This window comes from Type-D symbiont of Plautia stali, assembly GCF_001485335.1.
Classification (GTDB): Bacteria; Pseudomonadota; Gammaproteobacteria; order Enterobacterales; family Enterobacteriaceae; genus Pantoea; species Pantoea vagans_C.
The window spans coordinates 20,086-45,607 of sequence record NZ_BBOC01000044.1 but is presented as its reverse complement, the minus strand read 5'-3'; the positions used below and the strand labels follow the sequence as shown (position 1 = coordinate 45,607).

Sequence of the window (25,522 nt, the reverse complement as noted above, 5' to 3'; positions counted from 1 at the left end):
GGCAGGCGTTCATCAACTCCAGCAGCAGGATGTTTTGCTGCGGGTGCTGCGACAGGCGAGCCAATAGCTGGAAAAACTTCTCACCGCCCCAGGTTTCATTGTGGAAGGTCACCAACAGCCCGCTGCGCGGCCAGACGTCGCGGCTGCCCCACGGCGTGAGTGCGGCGGCCTCATCCAGCGAGGTGCAGAGGCAGTAACGCGCGCCGACAATGGTTTCATACGGCAATTGTGCCTGCTGACAGGCCACTTCAAAGCGGCGTACCAGGTCGATCAACTGTTGACGCAATCCCGCTGGGTTGTCGTGGGAAACGGAGTGGCGTAGCTGCGCAATCGAATTAATCAGTGGATTGGCAATCGCCACCAGTGGATTTTCATGGGCCGTGGTGCCTTCCAGTTCGCCATTAAGCGATTGTGGCTGCATCATGATCGCTTCTCTCCGTGCTTAGCCGCGCGCGTGGCGCAGCGCCCATAGTTGCAGGTCAAGACCAGGAAACTCGCCCGCCAGATGCAGGGCAAAGGCTTCTGCTTTCGCCATCTGCTGCCACAGTTCACCGCTGCGCTCCAGCTCAAAGTAGACATAGCCGGAGTGCCACGGGATCTGACGCGGAGCGGCAGGCATCACGCGCAAACCTATGCCGGGAAGCTGCAACTGGACCAGGTCGCGAATGCGCGTGACAGGTGCAATTTTCATCTGTGCCGGGAAGTGGGTGATCAGCATTTCGCCCGGTAGATCGGCACGCACTGCCAGCACAAAGCCGTAGTCGCGGATCAGGCTGACATCAGAAACCGTCGCCACAAACAGCCCGTGCGAGCGTTCGGTGAGCGTCAGTTGCAGCGCGTTCTCTTCCATCACCAGTGACAGACTCTGGCGCAACTGGATCATCAACCGGCTGAAACTGAGATAAAGATTGTCGTGGTCATACACCGGCAGTTGTTCGCCCGGTCGACGCGACGGAGACCAACTGGCTAACTCAGTAGCGAACTGCAGCCATTCACTGAACAAACGTTCCGGATGCAGCTGCGGCAAACGACGGCTGTGTGCCACCTGACCGATGTAACGATTGATTAAGGTGAGCAGCATAAAGTCGATCATTTCGCTATTGCCGCCGCGCCCAGCCTGTTGCAGGCGCTCACCCATCTGCTCGCTGCGCTGTTGTAAAAGGCCGTGCATATCGTTGAGAAAGGCGGTGATGGCAGGAGAGATGTGGCCATTGAGCAGTGGCGGAATGTAATCACTGTCGAGGGTCAGTGCACGATCGTTGCCGCTGCTTTTGACGCGTACCACCCCGATAGCGGTCCACTCCGCATTCAGGTCTGCGGCGGGCATCAGACACAGGCGCAGACGACCGAACTGCATTGGCGCACGACCTACGGACGATGCGTTGAGATCGTCGACTTCACGATCCTGGCTGAGATAGCGCGCCAGCGAATCACTGGCGTCACTGAAGATGACCTCGGTCTGGCCCTGACGCTGTTCGGGAAGCGCGAGCACCACGTCAATCGGCTCCTGGACATCGCTTAGCGCCAGCGGCGTTGGCGCATTGTCTGCGCCGGTGATGGAGAATGGTGTGCCATCGGGCAGCAAGCCGCTGGCTTCCGCAATCGCCAGTTTGCCCTGGCGTAACAGTGCCTGGTCGATGCTCAGCGTCATAAACCCCCAGTGCCACGGACACTGCAGCTTGCCCCAACTGCGGCTGTAAGCTTCCAGCCAACGTTCCGACTGCTGAAAATGGTGGGGACGCAAGAACATCCCTTCACTCCAAATCACCTTATCTGCGGTGTGCATAGCGTCTTCCTGCGTGGGTTTATTCGTCTTTGGCGGTGAGATGCAGCCCGGCTGCGGTGGCCGTTACGCGACCATGCAGTGCATTGGGCGAGAACTGCCAGAACTTGTAGAAATTGGTTTCGGTTGGTGCGGGTAGCGGAATCACCACGCGCCAGGTTTTGCCGTTGATGTTGGCGTATTCGGCGATCACGCCGAGGTAGTGCGCTTCCAGCGAAGGATTACCGGTAATGTTCTGCTGTGGCTGCTGTGTGGTCAGAAAGCGCTGCTGGGTATCCAACACATCGCCGCCCAGTACACTGGATGCGCTGTTTTGCAGTGAATAGAAGTCGGCTGACTGGAAGTTGGCATCGGAACGCAGCACAAACACGCGCACCTTCAGTGGGGCGCCACTGTTTGCGTCAGGCGCGCTGTTGAGCGTCAGTTGCCAGTCAGACGGTACCTGGCGGGATGAGGACATGCAGCCGGTGAGCAGCAGCCCCAGCAATACGGCGATACGCGGCCACATCACTGAATAATCCAGGTGGAGGAGCTGCCTTTACGGCAGGCTTTGTCACCGGCACCCACCCCAATGCATTGTTGCTGGGCACGGCGTGGGCGTGCGGCCTGGGCTTTGACGGTGGCGTCGTAGCGGTCACTTGTGACGGCTGCGCGAAAGGGAATATAGCCGCTGAGCTGACCGTTATCTTGTGTCGATACCGCCAGCCAGCTATTTTCCACTTCGCCCAGCACTTGCAGCGTGGCACCGGCATCCAGTGTTTCCATACGCAGGCCACCGAAATCCGGTCGGTTCATCAAGGAGGCGGGATAGAGGGTGCGATAGGCGCTGTTGATGGCAGTGAACTGCTGCGGCGGCTGCACGATATGCATGTGTACCAGCGCCACGTCATTGACAGTGCTGGTTTCCAGGGTGTCGGCCGTGACGGTCGGCGGCGGAGCCTTGCATCCGGCGGTGAGGGTTACCGCGAAGAGGGCGGCGATAAAGGCGAGTTTGCTGTGCTGTTTTTTCATTTTTATCAACGTCCTGTGTAAGTAAACACTTGATTTTAAAAGGGATAAGCTGCGCCACTACAAACCACGTGCGTTTTTAGGTTGCCAACAGCGCCACCGTGGTCTGGCTTGGCGTGATGCGCACGCCGGGCGCGTTGGCCACGTTCTGCTGCGTCACGCTGCCCATGCGGGTCGCGGGCATGCCGTTGATCAGCAGCGAGTTGCAGCCGGTAAGATGGCGTGACAGGCCCATAAAGGTTTCAGAGACTACGCCGCCCAGCACGCCGGCTTCATCGCCTTGCGTTATGGGTGTGATGGTCGAAAGGGTATGCGCTGGCATGCCGGTAAACAGCACGGTGCTGGCAGTTGGCACGGCAGTGTTGCCGAGCGCCAGATTGACGAAGGTGACCGGTGCCGGGGTTTTGCACACATCGGCCACTGCCTGATCGGTGCCGCCGGACTGACAATTCGCAAACATCGGTTCCTCCCCTTAACCCATGTGAATCTGTTTGCCATCCACCCGCGTCAGCGATTCGCTGCTGATCAGCGTGGTGGGGGCGCGCAGGCGTGTGAGCTGGCTGGTTTTGACGTCGAGTTGCCCGGCACGGACTTGCTCGGTATGTGTGGTGCGCCGCAGCAGGTGATGACTGATCTGTGTCAGGTTCTCCCACACGCTTTCACAGCGTTGGCCAAACAGGCGGCTCAACGTGACCCATGCGGAGACCTTTTCACCGCGATAGCTCAGTTGGTCGATATGGCATTCACCGCTGTCCGCTTCCAGGTGAAACTCTGGGCTGCGCAGCGTGAGCTTCTGGCTGGCGCTCAGGCTCAACTCGCCTTCGTAATGCAACTCAGCAGCCTGCTGCGGTTGTGCGCGTACCAATACCGCCAGCAGCCACAGCTGTTCTCCGGCACGGTAGACCAACACACGATCGTCAACCTGCGGCGTCAACAAGCAGCTGGCGGCGCGCTGGCAGGGCCAGCGACGGCCATCAATCAGCACCTGAGTCAGGCCGTTTTGATCAACGCTTAACAGCAAGCCTTCAGCTTGCAGCGGTAAATCCAGCGGCAGTGCCACAGTATTGTTAGCGGGGTTCATGGTGATCCTCGTGCGGTGTCAGACGGGTACGGGGTTGCCAGTTTTCAGCGGCAAACAGCGCCTCATCCTGTTCAAGAATGCCTTCCCGGCTCGTCAGTTGGCTTTGTTGCTGGCTGGCGCGATGGAAGCGGGTCTGGCAAAACTGCGCCTCACGCAAATCGGCGTGATCGAGCGTGGCATAGGAAAAATCGGCGTAATGCAGCTGGCTGTGGCGAAAATTACTGCGTTCAGCATGGGCTTGTTGCAGCACGGCGCGTTGTAACTGGCTGTGGCTGAAATCGGTGTCATCCAGCTGCGCCTGCATAAAAATGGCCTGGTTAAAGTCGGCTGCAGAACAGCGTGCGTCACGCAAATCGCTGCCGGTGAACAGCGCCTTGCTGGCCTGTACGCCGCGCAGATCGACTGCTCGCAGTGACACCTGGCTGAAGTTGCACTGCATCAACTCGGCATCGTGAAAGCTGGCTTCATCAAGCTGGCTGGCGGTGAACTGACTGCGGGAAAAGTGCTGCTGGCGATAGTCACCGCCGCGCATATCGCACTGATAAAAGGTGCAGAGCGCAAAACGACTGCGGTGCAAGTCGCTGCGGCGCAGATCCAGACTCATCATGGTGCACTGCTCAAGGCTGGCATGGCGCAGCAGTAACTGTGGGACTGGCAGTGTGAGAAAGCCGCACTGATAAAGTGATGCCAGCAAAAAGCTGCTGTCGCTGAGATCGCCTTTGTTGAACTGACTATTGATATGAATGCTTTCGCTGAAATCGCTTTCCATCAATGCGCACTGATTGAACAGGCAATCCGTTAGCGTGCAGCCGCTAAATTGGCTGGCGACCATTCTGCACTGGCTAAACAGCGTCTCACGCAGTTGTGCCTGCTCAAACTGCGCAGCGGAGAGCTGACACTCACTGAACTGGGTTTGGTGCAGGTTACAGTTGCGGAAGTCTGCACCCAGCAAATCGACTCCGATAAAACAGCCGCCGGAGAGATCCATACCTGCGAAGTCACGCTGTTTAGGTGTCAGCGCGTGGATCACGTTGCCCTGCTTTATGGCTTGTTGAATGTCTTTTGGCGTCATGGTTTATACCTGAATTTCACGGCGACGCGGCAGCGTTTTCATGCTGTCCATCAATGCGTCGTCAAAGCGGGTGGCGCTATCGGTGAAGGTTTGCGACAGATCGGCACGGAACAGGTTGCAATCACTTAAGTCACAGCCGGCAAGCTGGCTCTTTTGCAGGTCGGCACCCAGCAGCAAACTACCGGTCAGGCGCGCCGCGCGTAAATCGGTGCGGACAAAACGACTCATGCGCGTGCGTAACAGCTGCAGGCTGGCGTGACGGCAATCGGCACCGCTGAAGTCGCTGCTGTTCAGCGTTGCTTGATCAAAACAGGCTGACTGCAGATCAATGTCGCGCAGATTGCACTCCACCAGAGTGGCACGGCGAAAATGGGCGTGTGGCAACTGGCTCTGCGCGGTGAACATGCACTGTTTGAGTTGTGCATCGTCGAAACACAGATCGTTGGAGCGACAGGTCACCAGCGCCAGACCCTGGGCTTCAACGTGGTTAAATTGCACTTTGATGAGTTCGCAGCGGATCAGGTTGCACTGGGTAAACTGAGCGTGAGAAAAATTAAGTGACTCAAGGTGCAAGTCCATGAAATCGCAGCGGTCGAGCAGGGCGTGTTGCAGATTGCAGTGCGCCAGCGTCGCCTGTTGCACAAACAGCTGGCGCAGAAGCGCACGCTCAAAGCCACAGTGCTCCAACTGGCTATCTTCCAGCTCAACTTCGCTCAGGCTGCTGTCGCTAAAGTTACAGTGCCAGCACTGCGCTTGCGCCAGGTTAGCGCCGTCCAACAAGCAATGTGTCAGGCTGGTAAAGTGGCATTCGGCGCGGACCAGAATCGCGCCGCGCAGATCGGCACCATCGAGTTGGCAATGGCTCAGATCAACGTTCTCCAGCAGCGCGTTTTCCAGATCGATGCCCCGCAAATCGAGACCCGACAGATCGGCTCCGGTTAAATCCCAACCTCGCGCGTCTTTGTCACTGTCCATACAATGCATCAGTTGCTTGCGCTGCATTTCTGAATCGCTCAGGCTCAGTCGCGGGGCGGATTTTTGCTGCTGCGCGGTCAGGCGATAGCTGTCCAGTAATGCCTGTTCACTGTGTGCAATGTCACTGGCTCGTGGGCCGAGCAAATGGCGATTGGCCTGTAATTCTTCGCGCTGCTGTCGATACTGGGCCGCACCATCCAGCAGCGGTAAATCTGCCGCATTGCTGCGCCGGGATTCGTTATCGTGGAGCGCCATCATCTGCTGGTAGTGCTGTTCACCTTTCTTTTCCTGGCACGCCAGCTGTGCGGCGATGTCCTGTTCCACCGTGAAATTGTGGAGCGCACTTTCCGGTACCGGTCGCTCAAACTGCTGACGCTGCTGCTGCTCGTAGCGAGCGAGGTTTTGCACAAAGGGTCCGGGATCGCGATTCAGCGTGGCAGGGGCCGCGTTAGCGAGGATCGCGGGATCAATCAAATCGCTGTCGCGCAGAGCGTGTAGTGCGGCGTCAGCATCGGTGCTGCGTAACTGATGAACCTGGCGATAGTGTTGCGGGTCACGCAGGGCTTCGTCTCGCTCCAGTGCCACCATCAGCGATTGCACATCCGACGCATCATCTTCATTGCAGGCACAGCAACCGTGCCAGATGATCAATAACTCACTGCAATGCGGCAGGAAGTGAACCGTGGTGGCACGCATCGCCAGCTCTTCGAACAGCAATGTGTCCTGATGTTGACGCGTAGCAAAGGCGCGGGCCTTCCACAGTGGCAGTTTGCCCTGTTGTACGGGCTGGCTGGGATGCATGTTGTCGATGCGCCATTCGGCGCCCGCAGGTAACGCATCCTGCTCCGGCCACCACTGGTCATAGGCGGCCTGATTGAACAGCCGCCAGTCCGTGTCACGGGCAAAACCGGGATAATCATGCTGCAACCAATGGTCGTCGTATTCTTTTCCCATCAAGGCCTGGCGCATGGGGTGATCCATGGCGAGCGCATGAAACGATGCCGCTGCTTGCGGGGCGACAGTTTGCTGTTTACGGATCTTTTCTACCTGAATCGCGACTTCGCAGGTGGTTTCCTCGGGGGCCGCATAGCCATAGCCACTGGCGAGAAATTCAGCACAGCGTTTGGGTATCGCCAAATCCAACACCCCGTCAGGAGATTGCAGCTCCTCGCTGACGCGCTGCCATAAGGTTTGCTCATCGCGCAGTTCGGGCTGGGCTGACATATCCAGTAGGGCGATGACCGCCACACCGAGATAGTCTTGCTGCTGCCAGCGATAGGGGCGGGTGATCAGGCTGAGCCGTGTTGGTTTGATCAGCTGCATTACGCGTCCGCCCATGGATTAAAGGTAGGGTCGTTTTCATCCGCAGGAGGATTGTTGTTCTGGTTATTATTGTTCTGGTTGTTATCGTTGTTGTTGTTGTTGTTGTTGTTGTTGTTCTCTCTTTGGGCCTGTTCACGCGTTTGTGGGCTGTTTTTCTGCGTAACCTTTTCGTCGCGTTGTGATTCCCAGTCGGTTTTCTTCTTGTCGTCAGCGTCCTGTTTGATGCTTTTGCGCGCATCGCGCTCATCGGTGAGTTTCTTGATCTTCTCTTGCAGGGTATTGCCGAGACCTTCACTCACCGCGCCGCTCATGATCGACATCATGTTGGTCCGCAAGGTGTAAAACGGTACCTGCTCAAAACGCTGCAAATCGGCTTTGTACTCGACCTGTGTTTTACTGCGCTTGATGTAGGTGTAATCCATGCTGACACCCTTTACGGCAAAATCGCTGGTACTGGCCGCGACGTTGCTGACGGCGTTAACCGTGCCGTTGACGCCGTTAATGGTCAGCCCGATACCGGTGGTGGTGAAGTTAGCCCCGGTAACGGTGTAGTAACTGCCGCGTGAGGTGTGATAGGTGGTCGGGGCGCTGGTGGAGACAGTATCGTTACTGTGAATCGTCACCTTACCCGGAGCCCAAATCTTCAGCGCGCCATCTCCCTCCTTGGCGGCGTAGATTTTGATGGCGTTGTTGGCCGAGAGATTGAGGTCTTTCTGCGCGTGGATATCCAGCGACTCTTCGCCCGATAAATCCTCGAACGAGATGAAGTTGCCGTTGCTGGCATCGCTGTTGCCAACCGAACGCGACCAAAATCCGCTTTTGGACCACGACCAGGAGTCGGCCGCTTCGGCGGTGATGCTGTCGCTGTCGGCAACATCGCTTTCACTGCCGATGGTTAACAGACTTTCACCCACGGGTTGCGTTTGCAGATTGTTGAAAACGCGCCCGGTGATCACCGGCATATGCGGATCGCCGTTGATGAAATCTACGACCACTTCTTCACCCACGCGCGGTATCTGGTAGTAACCCTGCTGGCTGCCGGCCCAACCGCTGGCGACGCGTAACCAGCATGAGTAAAGATCTTGCTCATTGTCGGGTTTGAACCACAGGAACTTGACCCGCACGCGACCATACTGGTCTGTGGCAACGGTGCTGTTGTCGCCTTTGCTGGCATCCGGGGCGTTAACCACCACCGCCGTTTGCGGGCCGCTGGTGCGTGGCCAGCGCGTGTTACGGGCAGGGCGCCAGTTCACCGTGGCCGGGACAACGCGGAACTGAAAGCAATGGCGCGTGAAGTCTTCATCGTTACTGGCGTAGCTGTTTTCTACCAGTTGATAATCCACTGAGGTAATCAGAAACGATTGCCCTTCATCGCTGGCACGCGGCGCTTTCGCTAAGGCAAAGGTGTATCCGGGGGCTAAACCAAACGCATCGCCCACGCCATCGGACTCCAACTGACGGGAGGCAAACTCCTGCTGACGCACCGTGACGTATTGTTGTCCGTCTGCCTGCTGCGGATATTGCCCCGGCCATTCACGTTGGGTAGCGACTTTTTCGGCGTGTGACTGACTAATTTGCCCATTTGCGGAAAGATCAGCATTACTTTCCAGATAATTGTAATCATCATGCTGATAAAGGCTGGGTGAAATAGCGGCCGATGCTTGCCAGATATTGATGCTTTCATCATTCACATAACCGCCTGCAGCAGCCTGATGATATTCGATGGTGTCGTAACCGGGAAAAGGAGTGTGGACCGAAGGATCGTCAGCCAGAATCAACGTTTGTTTATCCATGGCATGCTCGAAATAAAAATAGATGCCTTCGTGCTCCATCAGTCGCTGAATGAAATCAAAGCTGCTCTCCTGATACTGCACACAGAATTCCCACTCCCGGTAACTGCCCGTGAGTTTGTCTTCAAAGATAATGCCCGCGTCATTCAGGACCACCGCGATGATTTGTTTCACCGTCTGATTTTGCCAAATGCGGAAACCGCGGTTTTGCGTCAGATACCATAATTCAGGTCTGACCTCCGCACGATAGGTATAATATTCTTCCCGATGTTTCTCATGTCCGAGAAATGCCATGCGCGTAATGATGCCGCTCAAATAACGGGTCACGCCGGGACGCGGATTAAGCGCCAGAGTCAGCGGTTTCCCCAACAGGTCAGGCAGAGCAATACTGTTGTCTTTACACAGGAATTCAACATCATAGTGATAAATGCAGGAGAGTGATTCATGGCCAGTCATGCTCTTGAACAGTAGTGACTCGCCCAGTGGAGAATGTGCAACAACGACACGATCCATATTGACCCTTCCTTTTTATTTCGGCATGGCTACCGCACGGACCGCAAAATGTTCCATTTTGCATCCTGAAATAAATTGGCAATAAAAACCTGAGAGCACTTAATTCCGTTTTCACGGATGCCCTTTGCTAATAGTGAAATTTACAAATCTTGAAATGTTTTTATATTATTTGCTGGTCGGTGTGAAGATAAGAAACTTCCTAAACGCTTTTCTAACAAAAGCATAACGCTTCAAATTAAATTGTCATCTTTAGTACGACAAATAGCGCTTGCCTTGTGAATATTGGCCTGGCAGCCAATAGCAAAAACCTGTATTTCACCTGCTACTTTATTTTTGAGTGAATAATAATTTTTTATTATGACGGGCTGCTCAATAAATTCAGGGGCGGGTGGGGTTAATAAAACAGAGGGTGATGATGTTTGTTGGGGAAGATATCGGGAGTAACTTTAACTGAAAGTTATTTATTGAAAATGGCCTTTCCTAATGTCACTTTAATCGAGGGTAGTACATTTATGCACTTTAATGCAAATGACTGCATTTTAATTTTGTCGTTTTGTATTTCACAGAACATATCTATTGCCAGTTCGTAACATGATTATCTTTCATGCTGAATATTAAATTTCCTCATGTTTCCAGAATCCCGTACCCGGCAAATTTTCATTTTCCTGACAGTCGCTGCGTAGATGATTTGATAGACTACAATCTGAGAATGAACGTTCACTACAGGGTAATTCATGAAGAATTTTCAGCGCAGTGTGATCGCCGGGCTGGTGATGTTAGTCGCCGCTTGCGATCAAAATAGCAACCAACAAGCCCCGAATACGGCCACCGAAGTGGGCGTCAAAACATTGCAAAGCGAATCAGTCACGCTGGACAGCCAACTCGCCGGGCGCGTCACGGGCAGCATGACATCAGAAGTACGGCCTCAGGTTGAGGGCATTATTCAGAAACGCCTGTTCACTGAGGGCGATGAAGTGAAAGCCGGGCAGGTGCTGTATCAGATCGATCCTGCCAGCTACCAGGCCAGTTACGACCAGGCAGTGGCGCAGTTGAAAAATGCGCAGGCACTGGTAAAAAGCAGCAAATTGAAAGCGGAACGTTATGCCGCGCTGGTGAAAGAAAATGGCGTATCGCGTCAGGATGCTGACGATGCGCTGGCTACCTATCAGCAGAATGTGGCGTCAGTTGATCAATATCGTGCTGCCGTTGAAAGCGCGCGCATCAACTTGAACTACACGCGTATTACCGCACCGATCAGCGGTCGTATTGGTATTTCATCGGTTACGCCAGGTGCACTGGTGACTGCCAGCCAAACCACCGCGCTGGCAACCATCCGCGCTTTAGATCCTATTTATGTCGACCTGACCCAATCCAGCGTGCAGTTACTAAAACTGAAGCGCCAGCAGGCCTCACTGCAGCAGAGCACGGATGAAGTGCCGGTGACGGTGAAACTGGAAGATGGCAGCGCCTATGATCATCCCGGCAAACTGGAACTGACGGAGGTGTCCGTGGATGAAGCGACCGGCACCGTCACGCTACGCGCGATTTTCCCCAATCCGCAGCATGAACTTCTGCCCGGCATGTATGTGCGAGCCAACGTGACGAACGGCGTAAAAACCAATGCGATTCTGGCACCGCAGCAGGGCATCACTCGTGACGCCAAAGGCAATGCCACGGCGCTGGTGGTGGATAAAGAGAATAAAGTGGAAAGCCGTGAAGTAGTGGCTGACCGCGTGATTGGCAATAAATGGCTGATCACCTCGGGACTTAATCAGGGTGACAAACTAATTGTTGAAGGCACCGGTAAAGTGCAGGCGGGCATGAGCGTCAAAGCGGTGGAAGTGACGCCAAACGATAAAGCCGCGACCAGCGAGGGCAACTGATATGTTGGCTCAGTTCTTTATCCGCCGCCCGGTTTTTGCCTGGGTTATCGCCATCTGCATTATGATGTTCGGTCTGCTGAGTATTAATAGTTTGCCGGTTGCACAATATCCTGACGTTGCGCCACCACAGATCAGCATTCAGGCCACTTACACCGGCGCCTCGGCGGAAACGCTGGAGAGCAGCGTGACGCAGGTGATCGAGCAGCAGCTTACCGGGCTTGATGGGTTGCTCTACTTTAACTCCACCAGCACCGCATCCACGGGGCAGGTGAAAATTAACGTGACCTTCCAACAGGGCACCGATCCTGACATCGCTCAGGTACAGGTGCAGAACAAGGTTCAGCAAGCCGAGAGTCGTCTGCCGACAGCGGTGACGTCACAAGGTGTCACGGTGGAAAAGGCGCAAAGCGACTTCCTGCTGATTCTTGCGGTTTACGATAAAACCAATAAAAGCAGTTCATCGGATGTTGCCGACTACATGGTCAGTAACATGGAAGATACCCTGGCGCGTGTGCCAGGCGTGGGCAGCGTGCAGGTATTTGGCGCTGAATACGCGATGCGCATCTGGCTTGATCCCAGCAAGCTGGCCTCTTATTCACTGATGCCGTCAGATGTCACCACGGCACTGGAGAGCCAGAACACCCAGGTCTCATCCGGTCAGTTGGGCGCGCAGCCGGCCAGCAAAGAACAGCAGCTGGTGGCGACTGTGCGTTCCCGTTCACGTCTGCAAACGCCTGAACAGTTCCGCAATATCGTGCTGAAAAGTCAGACTGACGGTTCGGTGGTACGCCTCAGTGACGTGGCGCGTGTCGAGATGGGCGATGAAGACTACAGCGCGAACGTGCTGGCGAACGGCCATCCGGCTTCGGGTATCGCGGTGCAGTTGGCATCGGGTGCCAATGCTCTTTCCACCGCCGAGCAGGTTAAATCCGCCATCAATGAATTCCGCAGCAGCATGCCAGCGGGTTATGAGATTGCCTACCCACTGGACAGCACCGACTTCGTCAAGATTTCAATCGAAGAGGTCGTTAAGACCTTGATTGAAGCGGTGATTCTGGTGGTCATCGTGATGTTTGTCTTCCTGCAAAATATCCGCACCACCTTAATCCCTGCGATTGCCGTACCGGTGGTATTACTGGGCACCTTTGGCGTGCTATCCGTATTTGGCTACTCCATCAACACCCTCACCATGTTTGGTATGGTGCTCGCCATCGGGCTATTGGTCGATGACGCGATTGTGGTGGTGGAGAACGTTGAACGTGTGATGCGTGAAGAGGGATTACCGCCGCGCCAGGCGACGGAGAAATCCATGAAGGAGATCACCGGCGCGCTGGTGGGAATCGCGTTGGTGCTGTCAGCGGTATTCCTGCCGATGACCTTCTTTAGTGGCTCGACTGGTGTGATCTACCGTCAGTTTTCTATCACCATTGTTTCTTCTATGGTGCTGTCGGTGATTGTCGCCCTGACGCTGACCCCGGCGCTGTGCGCCACGCTGCTGAAACCGCATAACCACGAGAGTGGCACCAAAGGTTTCTTTGGTTGGTTTAACCGTAGCTATGAAAAAGTGCAGGCGCGCTATCACAAAGGCGTTGGCCATGTGGTGCACAGCTCGGTGCGCTATCTGCTGCTGTATGCGGTGCTGCTCATTGGTTGCGCGGTGCTCTATATGCGTCTGCCGACCGGCTTCCTGCCGACCGAAGACCAGGGTTATATCATGGTGCAGTATCAGCTGGCGCCGGGTGCCACTGAAAATCGCACCAGTGAAGTTCGCCGCCAGGTACAGCAGTACTTCGCGACCAAAGAGAAGGACAACGTCAACGTTAGCATGTTGGTGAACGGCTTCAGTTTTGCCGGTAGCGGTCAGAACGCCGGCATCGGCTTTATCTCTCTGAAAAACTGGAGCGAGCGCAAAGGCAGCGAAAACAGCGCCGATGCGATTGCCGGCCGCGCGATGGCGGCGCTGTCCAGTATCCGCGATGCACAAATCTTTGTGCTGTCACCGCCTTCCGTGTCGGGTTTGGGACAATCCAACGGCTTTACCTTTGAGCTACAGGGACGCGGCGCAACCGACCGTAACCAGCTGCTGCAGATGCGTAACCAGCTGATTGCTGAAGCCAATCAGGATCCGGTATTGAGTGCGGTGCGTGCTAACTCGCTGCCGGATCTGCCGCAGTTAGATGTCAGCATTGATGATGCTAAAGCGCAGTCGCTGGGCCTGACCATCAGCGATATCAACGACACGCTCAGTGCGGCGATTGGCGGCAGTTACGTCAATGACTTCACCGATCGCGGTCGCGTGAAGAAAGTCTATATGCAGGGCGATCAACAGTTCCGCAGCAAGCCTGAAGATATCGATCAATGGTATGTACGCGGCACGGACAGCAACAGTAATACCACCATGGTGCCGTTCTCGTCGTTTGCTACCTCCCAATGGGCGTACGGTCCAGATGTGCTGTCACGTTATAACGGTTTGGCTTCCTACGAGATTGAAGGATCGGCCGCATCCGGTAAAAGTTCGGGTGACGCCATCACCGCCATGGAAAAACTGGCGGCGAAACTGCCGGCCGGAACGACCTTCGCGTGGAGTGGGCTCTCTTATCAGGAAAAACTCTCGGGTAACCAGGCGATGTCGCTGTATGGCATCTCACTGATTGTGGTGTTCCTGTGCCTCGCGGCGCTGTATGAAAGCTGGTCGGTGCCGTTCTCGGTGATGATGGTGGTGCCGTTAGGGGTGATTGGTTCGTTGCTGGCGATCAGCCTGCGCGGGCTGGAAAACGATGTTTATTTCCAGGTGGCGCTGCTGACCATTATCGGGCTGTCGGCGAAGAACGCGATTCTGATCGTCGAGTTTGCTGAGGAGAATTACCGCAAAGGGGAGAATCTGGTCAAAGCGGCGATTCATGCTGCGTCGATGCGTTTGCGTCCGATCATTATGACCTCACTGGCATTTACCGCTGGGGTGCTGCCGCTGGCGATATCCACGGGCGCGGGGGCCAACAGCCGTATCGCCATCGGTACCGGCATTATCGGCGGTACCTTGACCGCCACCTTGCTGGCCATCTTCTTTGTTCCGCTGTTCTTTGTTCTGGTCCGTCGCGTGTTCCCGGCGATTCCGCATGACGATGCACAGTCAACTGAATCTGCTGTTAAGGCGGAGGAGTAATATGTCTGCAAAACTTTTAATGGTGATTTTGCCGTGCTTCCTTGCGGGCTGCGTATCACTCGATCCGCATTACGATCGTCCGAAAGATGCGGTCAGCACCACAACACCGACCGGCGATGCCTATCGTAATCTGCGGGGAGCGGCGGCGAACTATCGCGATATCAGCTGGCAGGATTATGTGCTGGATGCGAAGTTGCGCCAGGTGGTGGCGATGGCGCTCGACAGCAGCCGTGATTTGCGCGAAGCGGTGGCCAGCGTGAAATCTGCGCATGCGCAGTACGGTGAGGAGCGCGCCGATCTGTTCCCGTCCCTCAGTGCTGGCGTGAGCGGCACACGCTCGCGCGCCCTGACCGGAGAAGGCAATCAAACCGCGCTGAGCAATAGCTATACCGCAGAGGGCAGCGTCAGCTCCTTCGAGTTGGATCTGTTTGGTAAAAACCAGAGTCTGACGCGCCAGCAATATGAAACCTATCTTGGCACGCTGGAGGGCGCACGCAGTACACGCCTGACGGTGCTCTACAACACCGTGGATTACTGGTTGCAACTGGCCGCCGATCGCAGCAATTTGGCCATCGCCAAAGAGACAGCGGAAAGCGCGCGACAGTCACTGGAGGTCACGCGCAAACGCATGCAAAACGGCGTGGATTCAATGGTGGATGTCGCTTCGGCTGAAACCACCTATCAGTCGGCACAGGCGGATGTGGCCAGTTACACCACCAGTGTGGCGCAGGATAAAAATGCGCTGGACCTGGTGGTAGGAAAAAACGTGCCGGATAACCTGCTGCCGGAGAGCATCGAGTCAATTGGCAATGCGCTGCGTAGCGTGCCGGCTGGGGTATCATCTGACGCGTTAAATAATCGCCCTGACGTGTTGCAGGCAGAGCACAATCTGAAAGCGGCAAATGCCAATATCGGTGCGGCGCGTGCCAACTTCTTCCCGAGCATTTCGCTGACGGCCAGCGGCGGCGTGGGCAGTTCTGATCTTTCGTCACTGTTTAAGAACGGGGCGGGCGTATGGTCATTTGCGCCCAGCATCTCTCTGCCGATCTTCAAAGGCGGCTATAACGTGGCTTACCTGAATTACACCAAAGCGCAGAAGGAGTATTACGTGGCGGTGTACGAGAAGGCGGTACAAACCGCGTTCCAGGAAGTGGCTGACGCCCTGGCACGGCGTGGCACCATTAACGATCAGCTCACCAGCCAGCGTAATAACGTTGCGGCTTCGCAGACGTACTACCATCTGGCCGATCTGCGCTATCAGAATGGGGTCGATACCTATCTTAATGCCTTAACCGCGCAGCGCACGCTGTATACCGCGCGCACCAGCCTGGTGAGCGTTGAGCAGGCCTACTACCAAAATCTCAATACTTTCTACAAGGTGATGGGTGGCGGTACGGCGTTGAAAGAATCTGAACTGAAAATGTAAGGAAAACCCCAAGCCGGTCACGCATCGGCTTGGGGTAAAAATGTAACCGGATTTAAGTCTGCCATTCCGGCGATAAAAACCTTCGCGTATGATGATAAAAAAATAATTATGCCGTTGTCATTGTGGGAGTTATTTTGAGCAGATCAGAAAATGAATCATTAATACAACAGCGTCAGCGGTTGATTATCGCCTCTGCGAAAATCTGTTTTAGCCGCTCGGGTTTTCACGGTGCCAGCATGGCCGATATTAGCCGTGAATCCGGATTGGGGGCAGGGCAGATATATCGTTATTTTAAGAGTAAGGAGTTAATTGTAAGCGAAACGATTAAGAATATTGCAATTAACTGGCGTGTTTTTCTGACCAGTAATCTACCGGGCGAAACGCGGACCGATGATATTATCAATCCGGATTCCCTTTTCTGGCAGGCGTGGCCGCATCAGGACCGCTGTCTATTACTTGAAATGTATTCAGAAGCATCACGCAGTCAATCTGTCCGCGATGTGCTGGCGGCAGAAGAACAATTACTGGTGGCGGAGTTGGACGCCATTTTTACCCGACAGATGCCGCAGGTCAATCCTCAACAGCGTGCGCATCGGATTCAGTTTTTATTGATGCTGGTGGACGGTGTTGCCTGTCGCGCATTTGGCGATAAAGAGGTGGATCAACAGGAACTCACCAGGATCAACGGTATCCTCAGCCGTCACCTGTTTAGCTGAGATTACGCGATGCCATGCTGGTTAACATCATTAGCGATGTTGTCAAAAAAGGACATAAAACTGGCCGGCACTTCTCGCTGTTTCATGCAACGGCGAATGATGATGCCGTCAATCACCAGCGACATGATGTACAAACGCGTGTGGATTTTATTGGCGTCCAGAGCAGGATTCAGTGCCTGCTCCTGAGTAATGAAGTTATTTTTCAGTACCTGCCAGGCATCGTTCATTATCTGACGAATGCGCGTATTGCGCGTCGCTTCTGACGACACTTCCATCAGCAACATAATACTGTTTTCCACTTCAGCGGGAATAATGTCATTGGCCGAATGCGTCATGCCACCGGCATGGGCAATTTGCTCGAAATCTGCATTGAGCATGGTAATCATACGCTGAACAACGTGCGTCACCAGCGCCTCGATGATTGCCTCTTTGTTTTTGTAATATTTATATATCAAACCAATACTGACATCGGCCTCGCTGGCAATATTCTGAATCGACGTTTGATGAAAACCTTTTTGTCGCATGCACTGCTCGGCTGCATCCAAAATTTGTTCGCTGCGATTCATGTTGTTTATTACCCGCTAGAAAAAAGCTTATTTTACGCAAAAAAAAGCCTATTGACTAATCCAGAATGGAAAAACTTAACGCTGAGGATTTGTGTGCTTGCGATGATGATTGCTACAGGTGATTAATATTCAAAATATTTGATGTAAGCGAGCAAATTGTACATCTGTTCAGGTTTTTTTCTGCCGTTATCATGATGGGTAAGAGAGAAATTCGTGAGGAAGAAACCATGAATCTGATACGTGCTCAGCGGGATCAGTTGTTTGAATACGGTCCCTTTACTATTCGTCGTCAACGTCCCGGTGAGTCATTAGGTCCGCTGGCGGTTATCGACCAGATGACGCTGAAAATGGATGCGCACATCCCGCTGCATACGCACAAAGATGATGAGATCTTCAGCTATGTCTGGCGCGGCTCGGCTCAGCATCTTAGCGAGGACGGCGAGAAAACGGCGCTCAATACCAGACGCGCGATGGTGGTCAGTGCCGGCAGCGGCGTGCGTTTTGCCGAGTCTGCCCCTTTTATCGAAACAGAGATGCTGCAGGTGTATATTCGGCCATCTTACAGCGGCGGGGAGTCACGCGTGCAGACGTTCAGCCGTGCCGCCGATGCGCCCGCTAACAGTTGGACATTGCTGGCTGGACCGGAAAGTAGCGACGCGCCGATGATCCTGCGTCAGGATGTTTTGATTTTCGATCTCAAAATTGCGCGTGGTGTTGAAGTGGATGTTCCGCATTTGCGTGGATATAGCAGCTGGATTTCCGTGCTGGACGGTATCGTGCAGGTGGGCGAGGCGCGTCTGCTGCAAGGGGATGCTATCAGTGTGCAGGGCGCACTGCCGCCGGTGCGCGGCGAACGTGACACGACGCTCATCGCGTTTCTGGTGCGCGATGCCGCAACGGCGGTAATGAGCGGGACGGTCAGTGGGACCTGAGCTTATCCGAGGGTGGTAGGGGCGTACTTTGGTACGCCTTTCCACGCCGCACCCGTGTGAATATTTACCTGATACTGTTAATCAGCCAATTTTCCAGTTGGTTCAGTTCATTGTGTTGCGCCGGAAATTCGTTGATAAGTTTTTGCATTTCGGTTTGCAGAGACTCCGGGCGATAGGCCACGCCCTGCAAGCGCACCGCGAGTGTTTCTAACGGGGCAGGATTGAGGCTATCAGTAAATATCTGGCTGCGAGTAATCACGCCGCGCTCAACATCAAAGTGGATCTCCACGCCGCCCCAGGCAAAACGTTCTTGTAGCACATGTGAGAAATCCGGTGCCTGACCAAAATTCCATTCCCAACTGCTCTGACGCGCAAACTGCTCTTTAAATCCGGGTAAATCCGGCAATGCCTGTGGCGAGATGTACTCGGGTTCGCAGGTTTCCCCATAGTAAGCAAAATAGGCAGCAATCACTTCACGGCAGATATCAGCAAAACTGATATCTGGGATGAACTCGGCCATATTGGCCACGCGAGAGCGCACAGAGGTAATGCCTTTGGCCTGAAGTTTCTTGATATCAGGATTGAGGTAATCCGCCAGCCGTGACAGGTCAGCATTCATCAAAAAGGTGCCGTGATGGAAACCGCGATCTGGGGTTTCACGGTAGGCTGACCCGGATATTTTACGCATGCCGCCTTCAACATCGACCACGATATCATTGCGCCCCGAGGCTTCTGCACGCATGCCAAGTTTTTCCAGCGCTTGCAAGATGATGGCGGTTGAAACCGATTTATCGTATTCCGGTTTGCCCGCCATAAAGGTAAAGCAGGCGTTACCCAGGTCATGAAACACGGCACCGCCGCCGCTGCTGCGTCGCGCCAGTTTGATGCCATCCTCAGCCATGCGCCGTGTGTTGCACTCTTTCCACGGATTTTGCGCGCGTCCGATGACCACGGTCTCCGCGTTCTGCCATAAAAACAGCACGCGCTGGGTGGTGGGCATCTGACGAAAGATGCACTCTTCTACCGCGAGGTTAAACCAGGGATCGTGCGAGTCAGAGATAAGTAAGCGTAGGGTGGACATCGTTCCTCCGGTTCCATGAGAAAGGGCAAGCGGGGGACAGAATACGCGTATTCAGGGGCGAAGGTAAGCAACCTGTGCTAAAGCCGTCCGGGGGTCGCATGGGGGACAAGTATCAGCTCAAGTGCGGGCTTAAAAAAAGTGCGCATAAATGCGCACGCTACGGTTATCAGAATCTGTACGGTCGCCATTTATGGCGACCACGGATTACAGAATCGATTTCGCGGTCTTCACCACGTTCTCAACGGTGAAGCCGAACTCTTTGAACAACAGCTCTGCCGGTGCAGACTCACCGAAGGTAGTCATGCCAACAATCGCGCCGTGCAGACCAGTGTATTTGAACCAGTAATCGGCGATACCGGCTTCAATCGCGACACGTGCAGCCACCGTTTTCGGCAGCACAGATTCACGGTATGCCGCGTCTTGCTTGTCGAAGGCGTCGGTAGATGGCATAGACACCACACGCACTTTACGGCCTTCGCCGGTCAGTTGCTCGTAAGCGGTGACAGCCAGCTCGACTTCTGAACCGGTGGCGATCAGGATCAGCTCTGGCGTACCTTCGCTGTCTTTCAGCACGTAACCACCGCGTGCCACGTTAGCCAGCTGCTCAGCAGTACGATCCTGCTGTGCCAGGTTCTGACGTGAGAACACCAGCACTGATGGGCCGTCTACGCGCTCAATCGCGTATTTCCACGCCACAGCAGATTCAACCTGGTCACATGGACGCCACAGGCTCATGTTTGGCGTTACGCGCAGGCTGGCCATCTGCTCAACCGGCTGGTGCGTTGGGCCATCTTCGCCCAGACCGATTGAGTCGTGGGTGTAGACCATGATCTGACGCACTTTCATCAACGCAGCCATACGCGCAGCATTGCGGGCGTATTCGACAAACATCAGGAAGGTGGCGGTGTATGGCAGGAAACCACCGTGCAGCGCAATGCCGTTGGCGATAGCGGTCATACCGAATTCGCGCACGCCGTAATGGATGTAGTTACCGGCAGCATCTTCATTGATCGGCTTAGAACCAGACCACATGGTCAGGTTGCTTGGTGCCAGGTCAGCTGAGCCGCCAAGATATTCCGGCAGGATCTTACCGAAGGCTTCAATGGCATTCTGAGAGGCTTTGCGGCTGGCGATTTTGGCTGGATTACCCTGCAGCTGTTCGATGAACTTCTGCGATTCACTGGCCCAATTGTCTGGCAACGCGTTATTCACACGGCGTTTGAACTCTGCAGCCAAATCCGGGTAGGCCGCTGCGTATGCCGCTACTTTTTCATCCCATGCCGCTTCTCTGGCCTGACCGGCTTCCTTGGCATCCCATTGGGCATAAATGTCTGAAGGAATGTCAAACGGGGCGTGGTTCCAGCCTAGCTGCTTCCGGCTCAACGCGATTTCGTCAACACCCAGCGGGGCGCCGTGCGAATCATGGGTGCCGGCTTTGTTCGGCGAACCGAAACCAATCACCGTTTTACACATCAACAGTGAAGGTTTGTCAGTCACCGCTTTGGCTTCTTCAATTGCCTGCTTAATGGCATCGCCATCGTGCCCGTCGATGCCACGCACCACGTGCCAGCCGTAGGATTCGAAACGCATCGCGGTGTCATCGGTGAACCAGCCATCCACGTGGCCATCAATAGAGATGCCATTGTCATCATAGAAGGCCACCAGTTTGCCCAGTTTCAGGGTACCGGCGATGGAGCACACTTCGTGAGAGATGCCTTCCATCATGCAGCCGTCACCCATAAACACGTAAGTGTGGTGATCGACGATGTCATGACCTGGGCGGTTAAATTGTGCTGCCAGTGTACGTTCGGCAATCGCGAAACCTACGGCGTTAGCAATGCCCTGACCGAGCGGCCCGGTGGTTGTCTCCACCCCTGGCGTATAGCCGTATTCCGGATGCCCCGGCGTTTTAGAATGCAACTGGCGGAAATTTTTCAGTTCATCGATAGGCAGATCGTAGCCGGTGAGATGCAACAGGCTATAAATCAGCATCGAGCCGTGGCCATTAGACAGCACGAAGCGGTCACGGTTGGCCCACTGAGGGTGTGAAGGGTTATGTTGCAAAAAATCGAGCCACAGAACTTCCGCGATATCCGCCATGCCCATCGGGGCACCCGGATGTCCTGAATTCGCTTGCTGAACGCCATCCATGCTCAATGCACGAATGGCGTTTGCTCTTTCCCGGCGTGTTGACATAAGGATTCTCCAGAGGTGAGAAGTCGGCGATTATTTAGTATGTGAAACCTGTTCGTAGTAACCGATCTTCTCAACTTTGGCCGTTGAACCGCCGCCTTCAAATTCTGAAGCCAGCCAGGCGTTAACGATATTTTTCGCCAACTCTGGACCAATCACGCGCGCGCCCATGGTCATGATCTGTGCGTTGTTGCTTTTACGGGCACGTTCGGCAGAGAAGGTGTCGTGGCACTGAGCGGCCCGTACGCCTTCAACCTTATTCGCCACAATCGCAACGCCAATACCGGTGCCACACAGCAGGATGCCGCGCTCGAATTCATTTTTCTGAATGGCGGTGGCCAGAGCAAAAGCAACATCCGGGTACATAGGACGGTCGTTTTGCGCGTCATTGGTGTAGTCCGTCACCTGAAAGTCTTTCTCTTCCAGCAGTTTTTTAATGATGTTTTTCAATTCGATAGCCGCATCATCGGCGCCAATAGCGATTGTTTTCATCGTGGTTCTCCAGCAGGTTGGGTTCCTATGCCTGAACGTTTGTTACGTAGGCGATAAGATGTTCACTGACAGCCTGCCATAAATACCATCATATGTTCAACGGTTGTTCATGTGTTTTAAATGCGTGTTGCCCACCATCGCAGGGCAGGAACGCAGTCTCAGCGCTAGTTTGCCGCTACTTTGCCGTATTCCTCCGATTTAACACCAAAATCAAATCTCATGAGCAGGCTCACACTTTCATCATTTGCAGTTGAGAGATGCACAATTATCCGTGTAGTGTTCATTTGTTCGCATAACGATACCAATGTACAAGAAGACCCATCGAGGACTCGAACATGTGTCATTTAAAACGTACCTCTCAGTACACCTGCACCCAGCGCCACTTTGGCGGCTGGTCAACACCAATCAAAAGCTTTAACCACGCACGTCACGGAGGTGCGTTATGAGTCAGCAAAACATGACAGCGGTTGAAAAGTCCGCTATCAGCAAAATCTCCTGGCGTCTGGTGCCTTTTGTGGCGCTGATGTTCTTTATCAACTTCCTTGACCGCACGGCGATTTCATTTGCTGGCCCTAACGGTATGACCCAGGACCTTGGTCTGACGGGCGTTCAGTTTGGCCTGGCATCGGGCATCTTCTTTATCGGCTATATCCTGCTGGAAGTGCCAAGTAACCTGGCGCTGCATAAGTTTGGTGCGCGTCGCTGGCTGGCACGCATCATGATCAGCTGGGGTATCGTTTCATTGCTGTTCACCTGGGTGAGCAGTGTGGAAGGGCTCTATACGCTGCGTCTGCTGCTGGGTATCGCCGAAGCGGGCTTCTTCCCAGGCGCGATTCTGTACCTGAGCATGTGGGTGCCGGGCCGCCATCGCAGCAAAATTCTGTCACTGTTCTATCTGGCGCAGCCGCTGACCGTGGTGTTCGGTGCACCGCTGGCAGCTGGATTGATCGAACAGCACGGTCTGTTTGGTCTGGACGGCTGGCGCGTGATGTTCCTGGGGGTTTCCGTCCCGGCGATTCTGATCGGTATTGCAGCGCTGTTCTGGCTGGTGGATTCCCCACGCCAGGCCAAATGGCTGACAGCTGAAGAGAAAACCTGGCTGACTAACGAACTGGAAGCCGAGCACCAGCAGAAGCAGGGTCAACAGAAACACAGCCTGCGTTCAGTGATGGGTAATGGTCGCGTGTGGATGCTGTGCCTGATCTACTTCGGCTTTATCTATGGCCTTTATGCGCTGGCCTTCTTCCTGCCAACCATTATTTCTGGCTTCCAGCAGCAGTTTGGCACCACCTTTAACGTGATGCAGAAAGGCTTAATTACCGGCGTACCATACCTTATCGCGGCTGTGGTGATGTATTTCTGGTCAAAAGATGCCACTCGTCGCGGCTGCAAAACCTGGCACATTGCTATTCCGGCACTGGCGGGGGGTATCAGCGTGCCTCTGGCGCTGTATATGGACTCACCGTTCACCACCATCATGGTCATTGCTATTACAGCCAGCTCGATCTTCGCTGCCTTGCCGAACTTCTGGACACTGCCTACGCAGTTCCTGACGGGCGCATCAGCGGCGGCTGCGATTGCATTAATCAATACTTTAGGAAACGTGGCGGGCTTCTCCGCGGGCTATATCACCGGCGCACTGCATGACGCCACCAACAGCTACGTCTTACCGATGTTTGTGGTCGGTGGATTCATGCTGCTGTCTGCTGTCCTCATGTTGTTACTTAACCGCCGCCGTCCGCAGTCTCAGCCGACCTCTATCGCACAGGAGCACTAAAATGACGTACCTGTTTAATCAACCTTCAGCCTTTGCTGCTGAACTCATTGAAGGCTTTGTCGCCGCCAACGCCGATAAAGTTCGTCAGGTCACTGGTGGTGTGGTGCGCAGTACGCGCAGCCAGCCCAATACTGTTGCGGTGATTGTGGGCGGCGGTTCCGGTCATTATCCGGCCTTCGCCGGGTTGGTTGGACAAGGTCTGGCACATGGCGCGGCAATGGGCAATCTCTTCGCTTCGCCATCTGCTCAGCAGATTTACAACGTGGCACGTGCGGCGCATAACGGTGCGGGCGTGCTGTTGATGTTCGGAAACTACGCGGGTGACGTATTGCACTTTGGCCAGGCTTGCGAACGCCTGCGTGCTGAAGGCATTGCCTGCGAAATTCTGGCGGTAACGGATGATATCTCCAGTGCCAGCAAAGACGAACTGGCGAAGCGCCGTGGCGTGGCCGGAGACTTATGCGTGTTCAAAGCCGCCTGTGCGGCGGCAGAAGCAGGTGATGATTTAGCCACCGTGCTGAAAAAATCACAGCATGCTAACGATCGTACCCGCACCTTTGGCGTGGCGTTCTCGGGCTGTACGCTGCCTGGCGCGTCTCATCCGCTGTTTGAAGTTGAAAAAGGGCGTATGGCGTTGGGATTAGGTATTCACGGCGAACCCGGTATCAGTGAAACCGCTGTTCCGCGTGCAGATGAACTGGCCGAAATCTTTGTCGAGCGCCTGCTGAGTGAACTGCCTGTCGATATCCAGCAAATTGAAGGTCAGCGCGTGGCGGTGATCCTGAATGGCCTGGGATCGGTGAAGTATGAAGAACTGTTTGTGGTGTATCGCCGCGTCGCGCAATTGCTCGATGCGGCAGGATTGCAGGTGGTTGAGCCGGATGTGGGTGAGTTTGTCACCAGCTTTAATATGGCCGGTGCGTCGCTGACCTTGATGTGGCTTGACGAAGAGCTGGAAACACTGTGGCGCGCACCGGCTAATACGCCGGCTTACCGTAAAGGCAGCGTGTTGATTGCGGAACCGCTGAGCGCGGCAGAGTGTGAAGAAAGCAGCGAAGAAGCGTTGCCGCAGGCCTCTGTTGAGTCGCAGCAAAGCGCGCAACGTGTGTTGCATACACTCGAAGCCGTTGCTGACCTGTTACAACGTAACGCTGGCAAGTTAGGGGATATCGATGCCGTGGCTGGAGATGGCGACCACGGCATTGGTATGGAGCGCGGCGTACTGGGTGCCGTAGAAAAAGCGCGTGAAGTGGCTGCGCGTGGTGCGGGTGCGGGCAGCTTGCTGTGCCGTGCTGCAGATGCCTGGGCAGATAAAGCCGGCGGTACGTCGGGTGCGCTGTGGGGCGTTGCATTGACGGCGCTGGGTACGGCGATAGGCGATCAGCAATCACCGAATGCGCAGCGCGTAGCAACGGGCGTGCGAGAAGCCAAAGAGGGCATCATGCACTTTGGTAAAGCGAAAGTCGGCGATAAGACTATGGTGGATGTGCTGGTGCCATTCAGCGACAGCCTGAATGCCTCGGTTGCTGAGGGTTCGTCACTCACTGATGCCTGGTTGGCTGCAGCGAAAATCGCGGACAAAGCAGCTCAGGATACTGCGCAACTGGTGCCAAAAATGGGCCGTGCGCGTCCTTTAGCAGAAAAAAGTGTGGGTACGCCTGATGCCGGTGCGATTTCGCTGGCGATGATCGTCAACACGGTCGGCGACCTGCTAAAAGAATACCGTGCCTCTCAGCAAGGAGCCTAAT

General features: G+C 54.8%; 20 protein-coding genes. 7 read left to right on the top strand and 13 right to left on the bottom strand.

Annotation, left to right across the window (positions count from 1 at the left end):
* The 9 genes from icmH to PSSD_RS14970 form a co-directional block, all read right to left on the bottom strand.
* Positions 1-424, bottom strand: a 424-nt coding sequence (gene icmH, locus PSSD_RS15010; protein WP_439654604.1) for a type IVB secretion system protein IcmH/DotU, incomplete at its 3' end; no start/stop codon positions are given.
* Positions 425-442: 18 nt separating this feature from the next.
* Positions 443-1,786 (bottom strand): type VI secretion system baseplate subunit TssK, encoded by a 1,344-nt coding sequence (gene tssK / locus PSSD_RS15005; protein ID WP_058972771.1) that lies wholly within the window; start codon positions 1,784-1,786, stop codon positions 443-445.
* Between the two features lie 19 nt (positions 1,787-1,805).
* Positions 1,806-2,291 carry a type VI secretion system lipoprotein TssJ gene (gene tssJ, locus PSSD_RS15000; protein ID WP_058972770.1) on the bottom strand — a complete coding sequence of 162 codons (486 nt, stop codon included), beginning with the start codon at positions 2,289-2,291 and terminating at the stop codon, positions 1,806-1,808.
* Positions 2,291-2,794 carry a hypothetical protein gene (locus PSSD_RS14995; protein WP_058972769.1) on the bottom strand — a complete coding sequence of 168 codons (504 nt, stop codon included), beginning with the start codon at positions 2,792-2,794 and terminating at the stop codon, positions 2,291-2,293. Before PSSD_RS14995 ends, tssJ begins: the two co-directional genes overlap by 1 nt.
* A gap of 76 nt (positions 2,795-2,870) precedes the next feature.
* Positions 2,871-3,251 (bottom strand): DUF4150 domain-containing protein, encoded by a 381-nt coding sequence (locus tag PSSD_RS14990; protein ID WP_058972768.1) that lies wholly within the window; start codon positions 3,249-3,251, stop codon positions 2,871-2,873.
* A gap of 12 nt (positions 3,252-3,263) precedes the next feature.
* Positions 3,264-3,872 carry a DUF3540 domain-containing protein gene (locus PSSD_RS14985; RefSeq protein ID WP_058972767.1) on the bottom strand — a complete coding sequence of 203 codons (609 nt, stop codon included), beginning with the start codon at positions 3,870-3,872 and terminating at the stop codon, positions 3,264-3,266.
* A complete protein-coding gene (locus PSSD_RS14980) occupies positions 3,859-4,944 on the bottom strand; it encodes a pentapeptide repeat-containing protein (RefSeq protein WP_058972766.1) in 1,086 nt (361 codons plus the stop codon). Before PSSD_RS14980 ends, PSSD_RS14985 begins: the two co-directional genes overlap by 14 nt.
* Before the next feature lie 3 nt (positions 4,945-4,947).
* Positions 4,948-7,242, bottom strand: a complete 2,295-nt coding sequence (locus PSSD_RS14975) for a DUF2169 family type VI secretion system accessory protein (protein WP_058972765.1) — start codon at positions 7,240-7,242, stop codon at positions 4,948-4,950.
* Entirely contained in the window at positions 7,242-9,545 is a 2,304-nt protein-coding gene (locus tag PSSD_RS14970) for a type VI secretion system Vgr family protein (protein WP_058972764.1), read from the bottom strand. Before PSSD_RS14970 ends, PSSD_RS14975 begins: the two co-directional genes overlap by 1 nt.
* 734 nt (positions 9,546-10,279) lie before the next feature.
* On the opposite strand from PSSD_RS14970, the gene PSSD_RS14965 reads away from it, so the two are divergent.
* The 4 genes from PSSD_RS14965 (at position 10,280) to PSSD_RS14950 (ending at position 16,733) form a co-directional block, all read left to right on the top strand.
* Entirely contained in the window at positions 10,280-11,428 is a 1,149-nt protein-coding gene (locus tag PSSD_RS14965; protein WP_058972763.1) for an efflux RND transporter periplasmic adaptor subunit, read from the top strand.
* A gap of 1 nt (position 11,429) precedes the next feature.
* Positions 11,430-14,591 (top strand): efflux RND transporter permease subunit, encoded by a 3,162-nt coding sequence (locus tag PSSD_RS14960; RefSeq protein WP_058972762.1) that lies wholly within the window; start codon positions 11,430-11,432, stop codon positions 14,589-14,591.
* A gap of 1 nt (position 14,592) precedes the next feature.
* Positions 14,593-16,017: an efflux transporter outer membrane subunit gene (locus PSSD_RS14955; protein WP_058972761.1), complete on the top strand. Its 1,425-nt coding sequence runs from the start codon at positions 14,593-14,595 to the stop codon at positions 16,015-16,017.
* A 122-nt stretch (positions 16,018-16,139) separates the two neighbouring features.
* Complete coding sequence (locus PSSD_RS14950; RefSeq protein ID WP_268810639.1) at positions 16,140-16,733, top strand: TetR/AcrR family transcriptional regulator; 594 nt, start codon at positions 16,140-16,142, stop codon at positions 16,731-16,733.
* Positions 16,734-16,735: 2 nt separating this feature from the next.
* Here the strand turns inward: PSSD_RS14950 and PSSD_RS14945 are convergent, their stop codons facing one another.
* Positions 16,736-17,299, bottom strand: coding sequence for a TetR/AcrR family transcriptional regulator (locus PSSD_RS14945; protein ID WP_058972759.1), 564 nt, complete (start codon positions 17,297-17,299; stop codon positions 16,736-16,738).
* Positions 17,300-17,526: 227 nt separating this feature from the next.
* Between PSSD_RS14945 and PSSD_RS14940 the strand changes: the two genes are divergently transcribed.
* Positions 17,527-18,231: a pirin family protein gene (locus PSSD_RS14940; protein ID WP_058972758.1), complete on the top strand. Its 705-nt coding sequence runs from the start codon at positions 17,527-17,529 to the stop codon at positions 18,229-18,231.
* Positions 18,232-18,295: 64 nt separating this feature from the next.
* Here PSSD_RS14940 and lplA read toward each other — a convergent pair whose 3' ends face one another.
* The 3 genes from lplA to PSSD_RS14925 all read right to left on the bottom strand — a co-directional run bounded on the left by lplA (position 18,296) and on the right by PSSD_RS14925 (position 21,997).
* Complete coding sequence (gene lplA / locus PSSD_RS14935; protein WP_058972757.1) at positions 18,296-19,312, bottom strand: lipoate--protein ligase; 1,017 nt, start codon at positions 19,310-19,312, stop codon at positions 18,296-18,298.
* A gap of 204 nt (positions 19,313-19,516) precedes the next feature.
* Positions 19,517-21,508: a transketolase gene (gene tkt / locus PSSD_RS14930; protein ID WP_058972756.1), complete on the bottom strand. Its 1,992-nt coding sequence runs from the start codon at positions 21,506-21,508 to the stop codon at positions 19,517-19,519.
* A gap of 30 nt (positions 21,509-21,538) precedes the next feature.
* Positions 21,539-21,997 carry an RpiB/LacA/LacB family sugar-phosphate isomerase gene (locus tag PSSD_RS14925; protein ID WP_039328632.1) on the bottom strand — a complete coding sequence of 153 codons (459 nt, stop codon included), beginning with the start codon at positions 21,995-21,997 and terminating at the stop codon, positions 21,539-21,541.
* A 442-nt stretch (positions 21,998-22,439) separates the two neighbouring features.
* Here PSSD_RS14925 and PSSD_RS14920 point away from each other — a divergent pair, with 442 nt between their 5' ends.
* Together PSSD_RS14920 and PSSD_RS14915 are read left to right on the top strand one after the other, a co-directional pair.
* Positions 22,440-23,774 carry an MFS transporter gene (locus tag PSSD_RS14920; RefSeq protein WP_058972755.1) on the top strand — a complete coding sequence of 445 codons (1,335 nt, stop codon included), beginning with the start codon at positions 22,440-22,442 and terminating at the stop codon, positions 23,772-23,774.
* 1 nt (position 23,775) lies between these two features.
* Positions 23,776-25,521: a dihydroxyacetone kinase family protein gene (locus PSSD_RS14915; protein ID WP_058972754.1), complete on the top strand. Its 1,746-nt coding sequence runs from the start codon at positions 23,776-23,778 to the stop codon at positions 25,519-25,521.
* Position 25,522 lies beyond the last annotated feature (1 nt).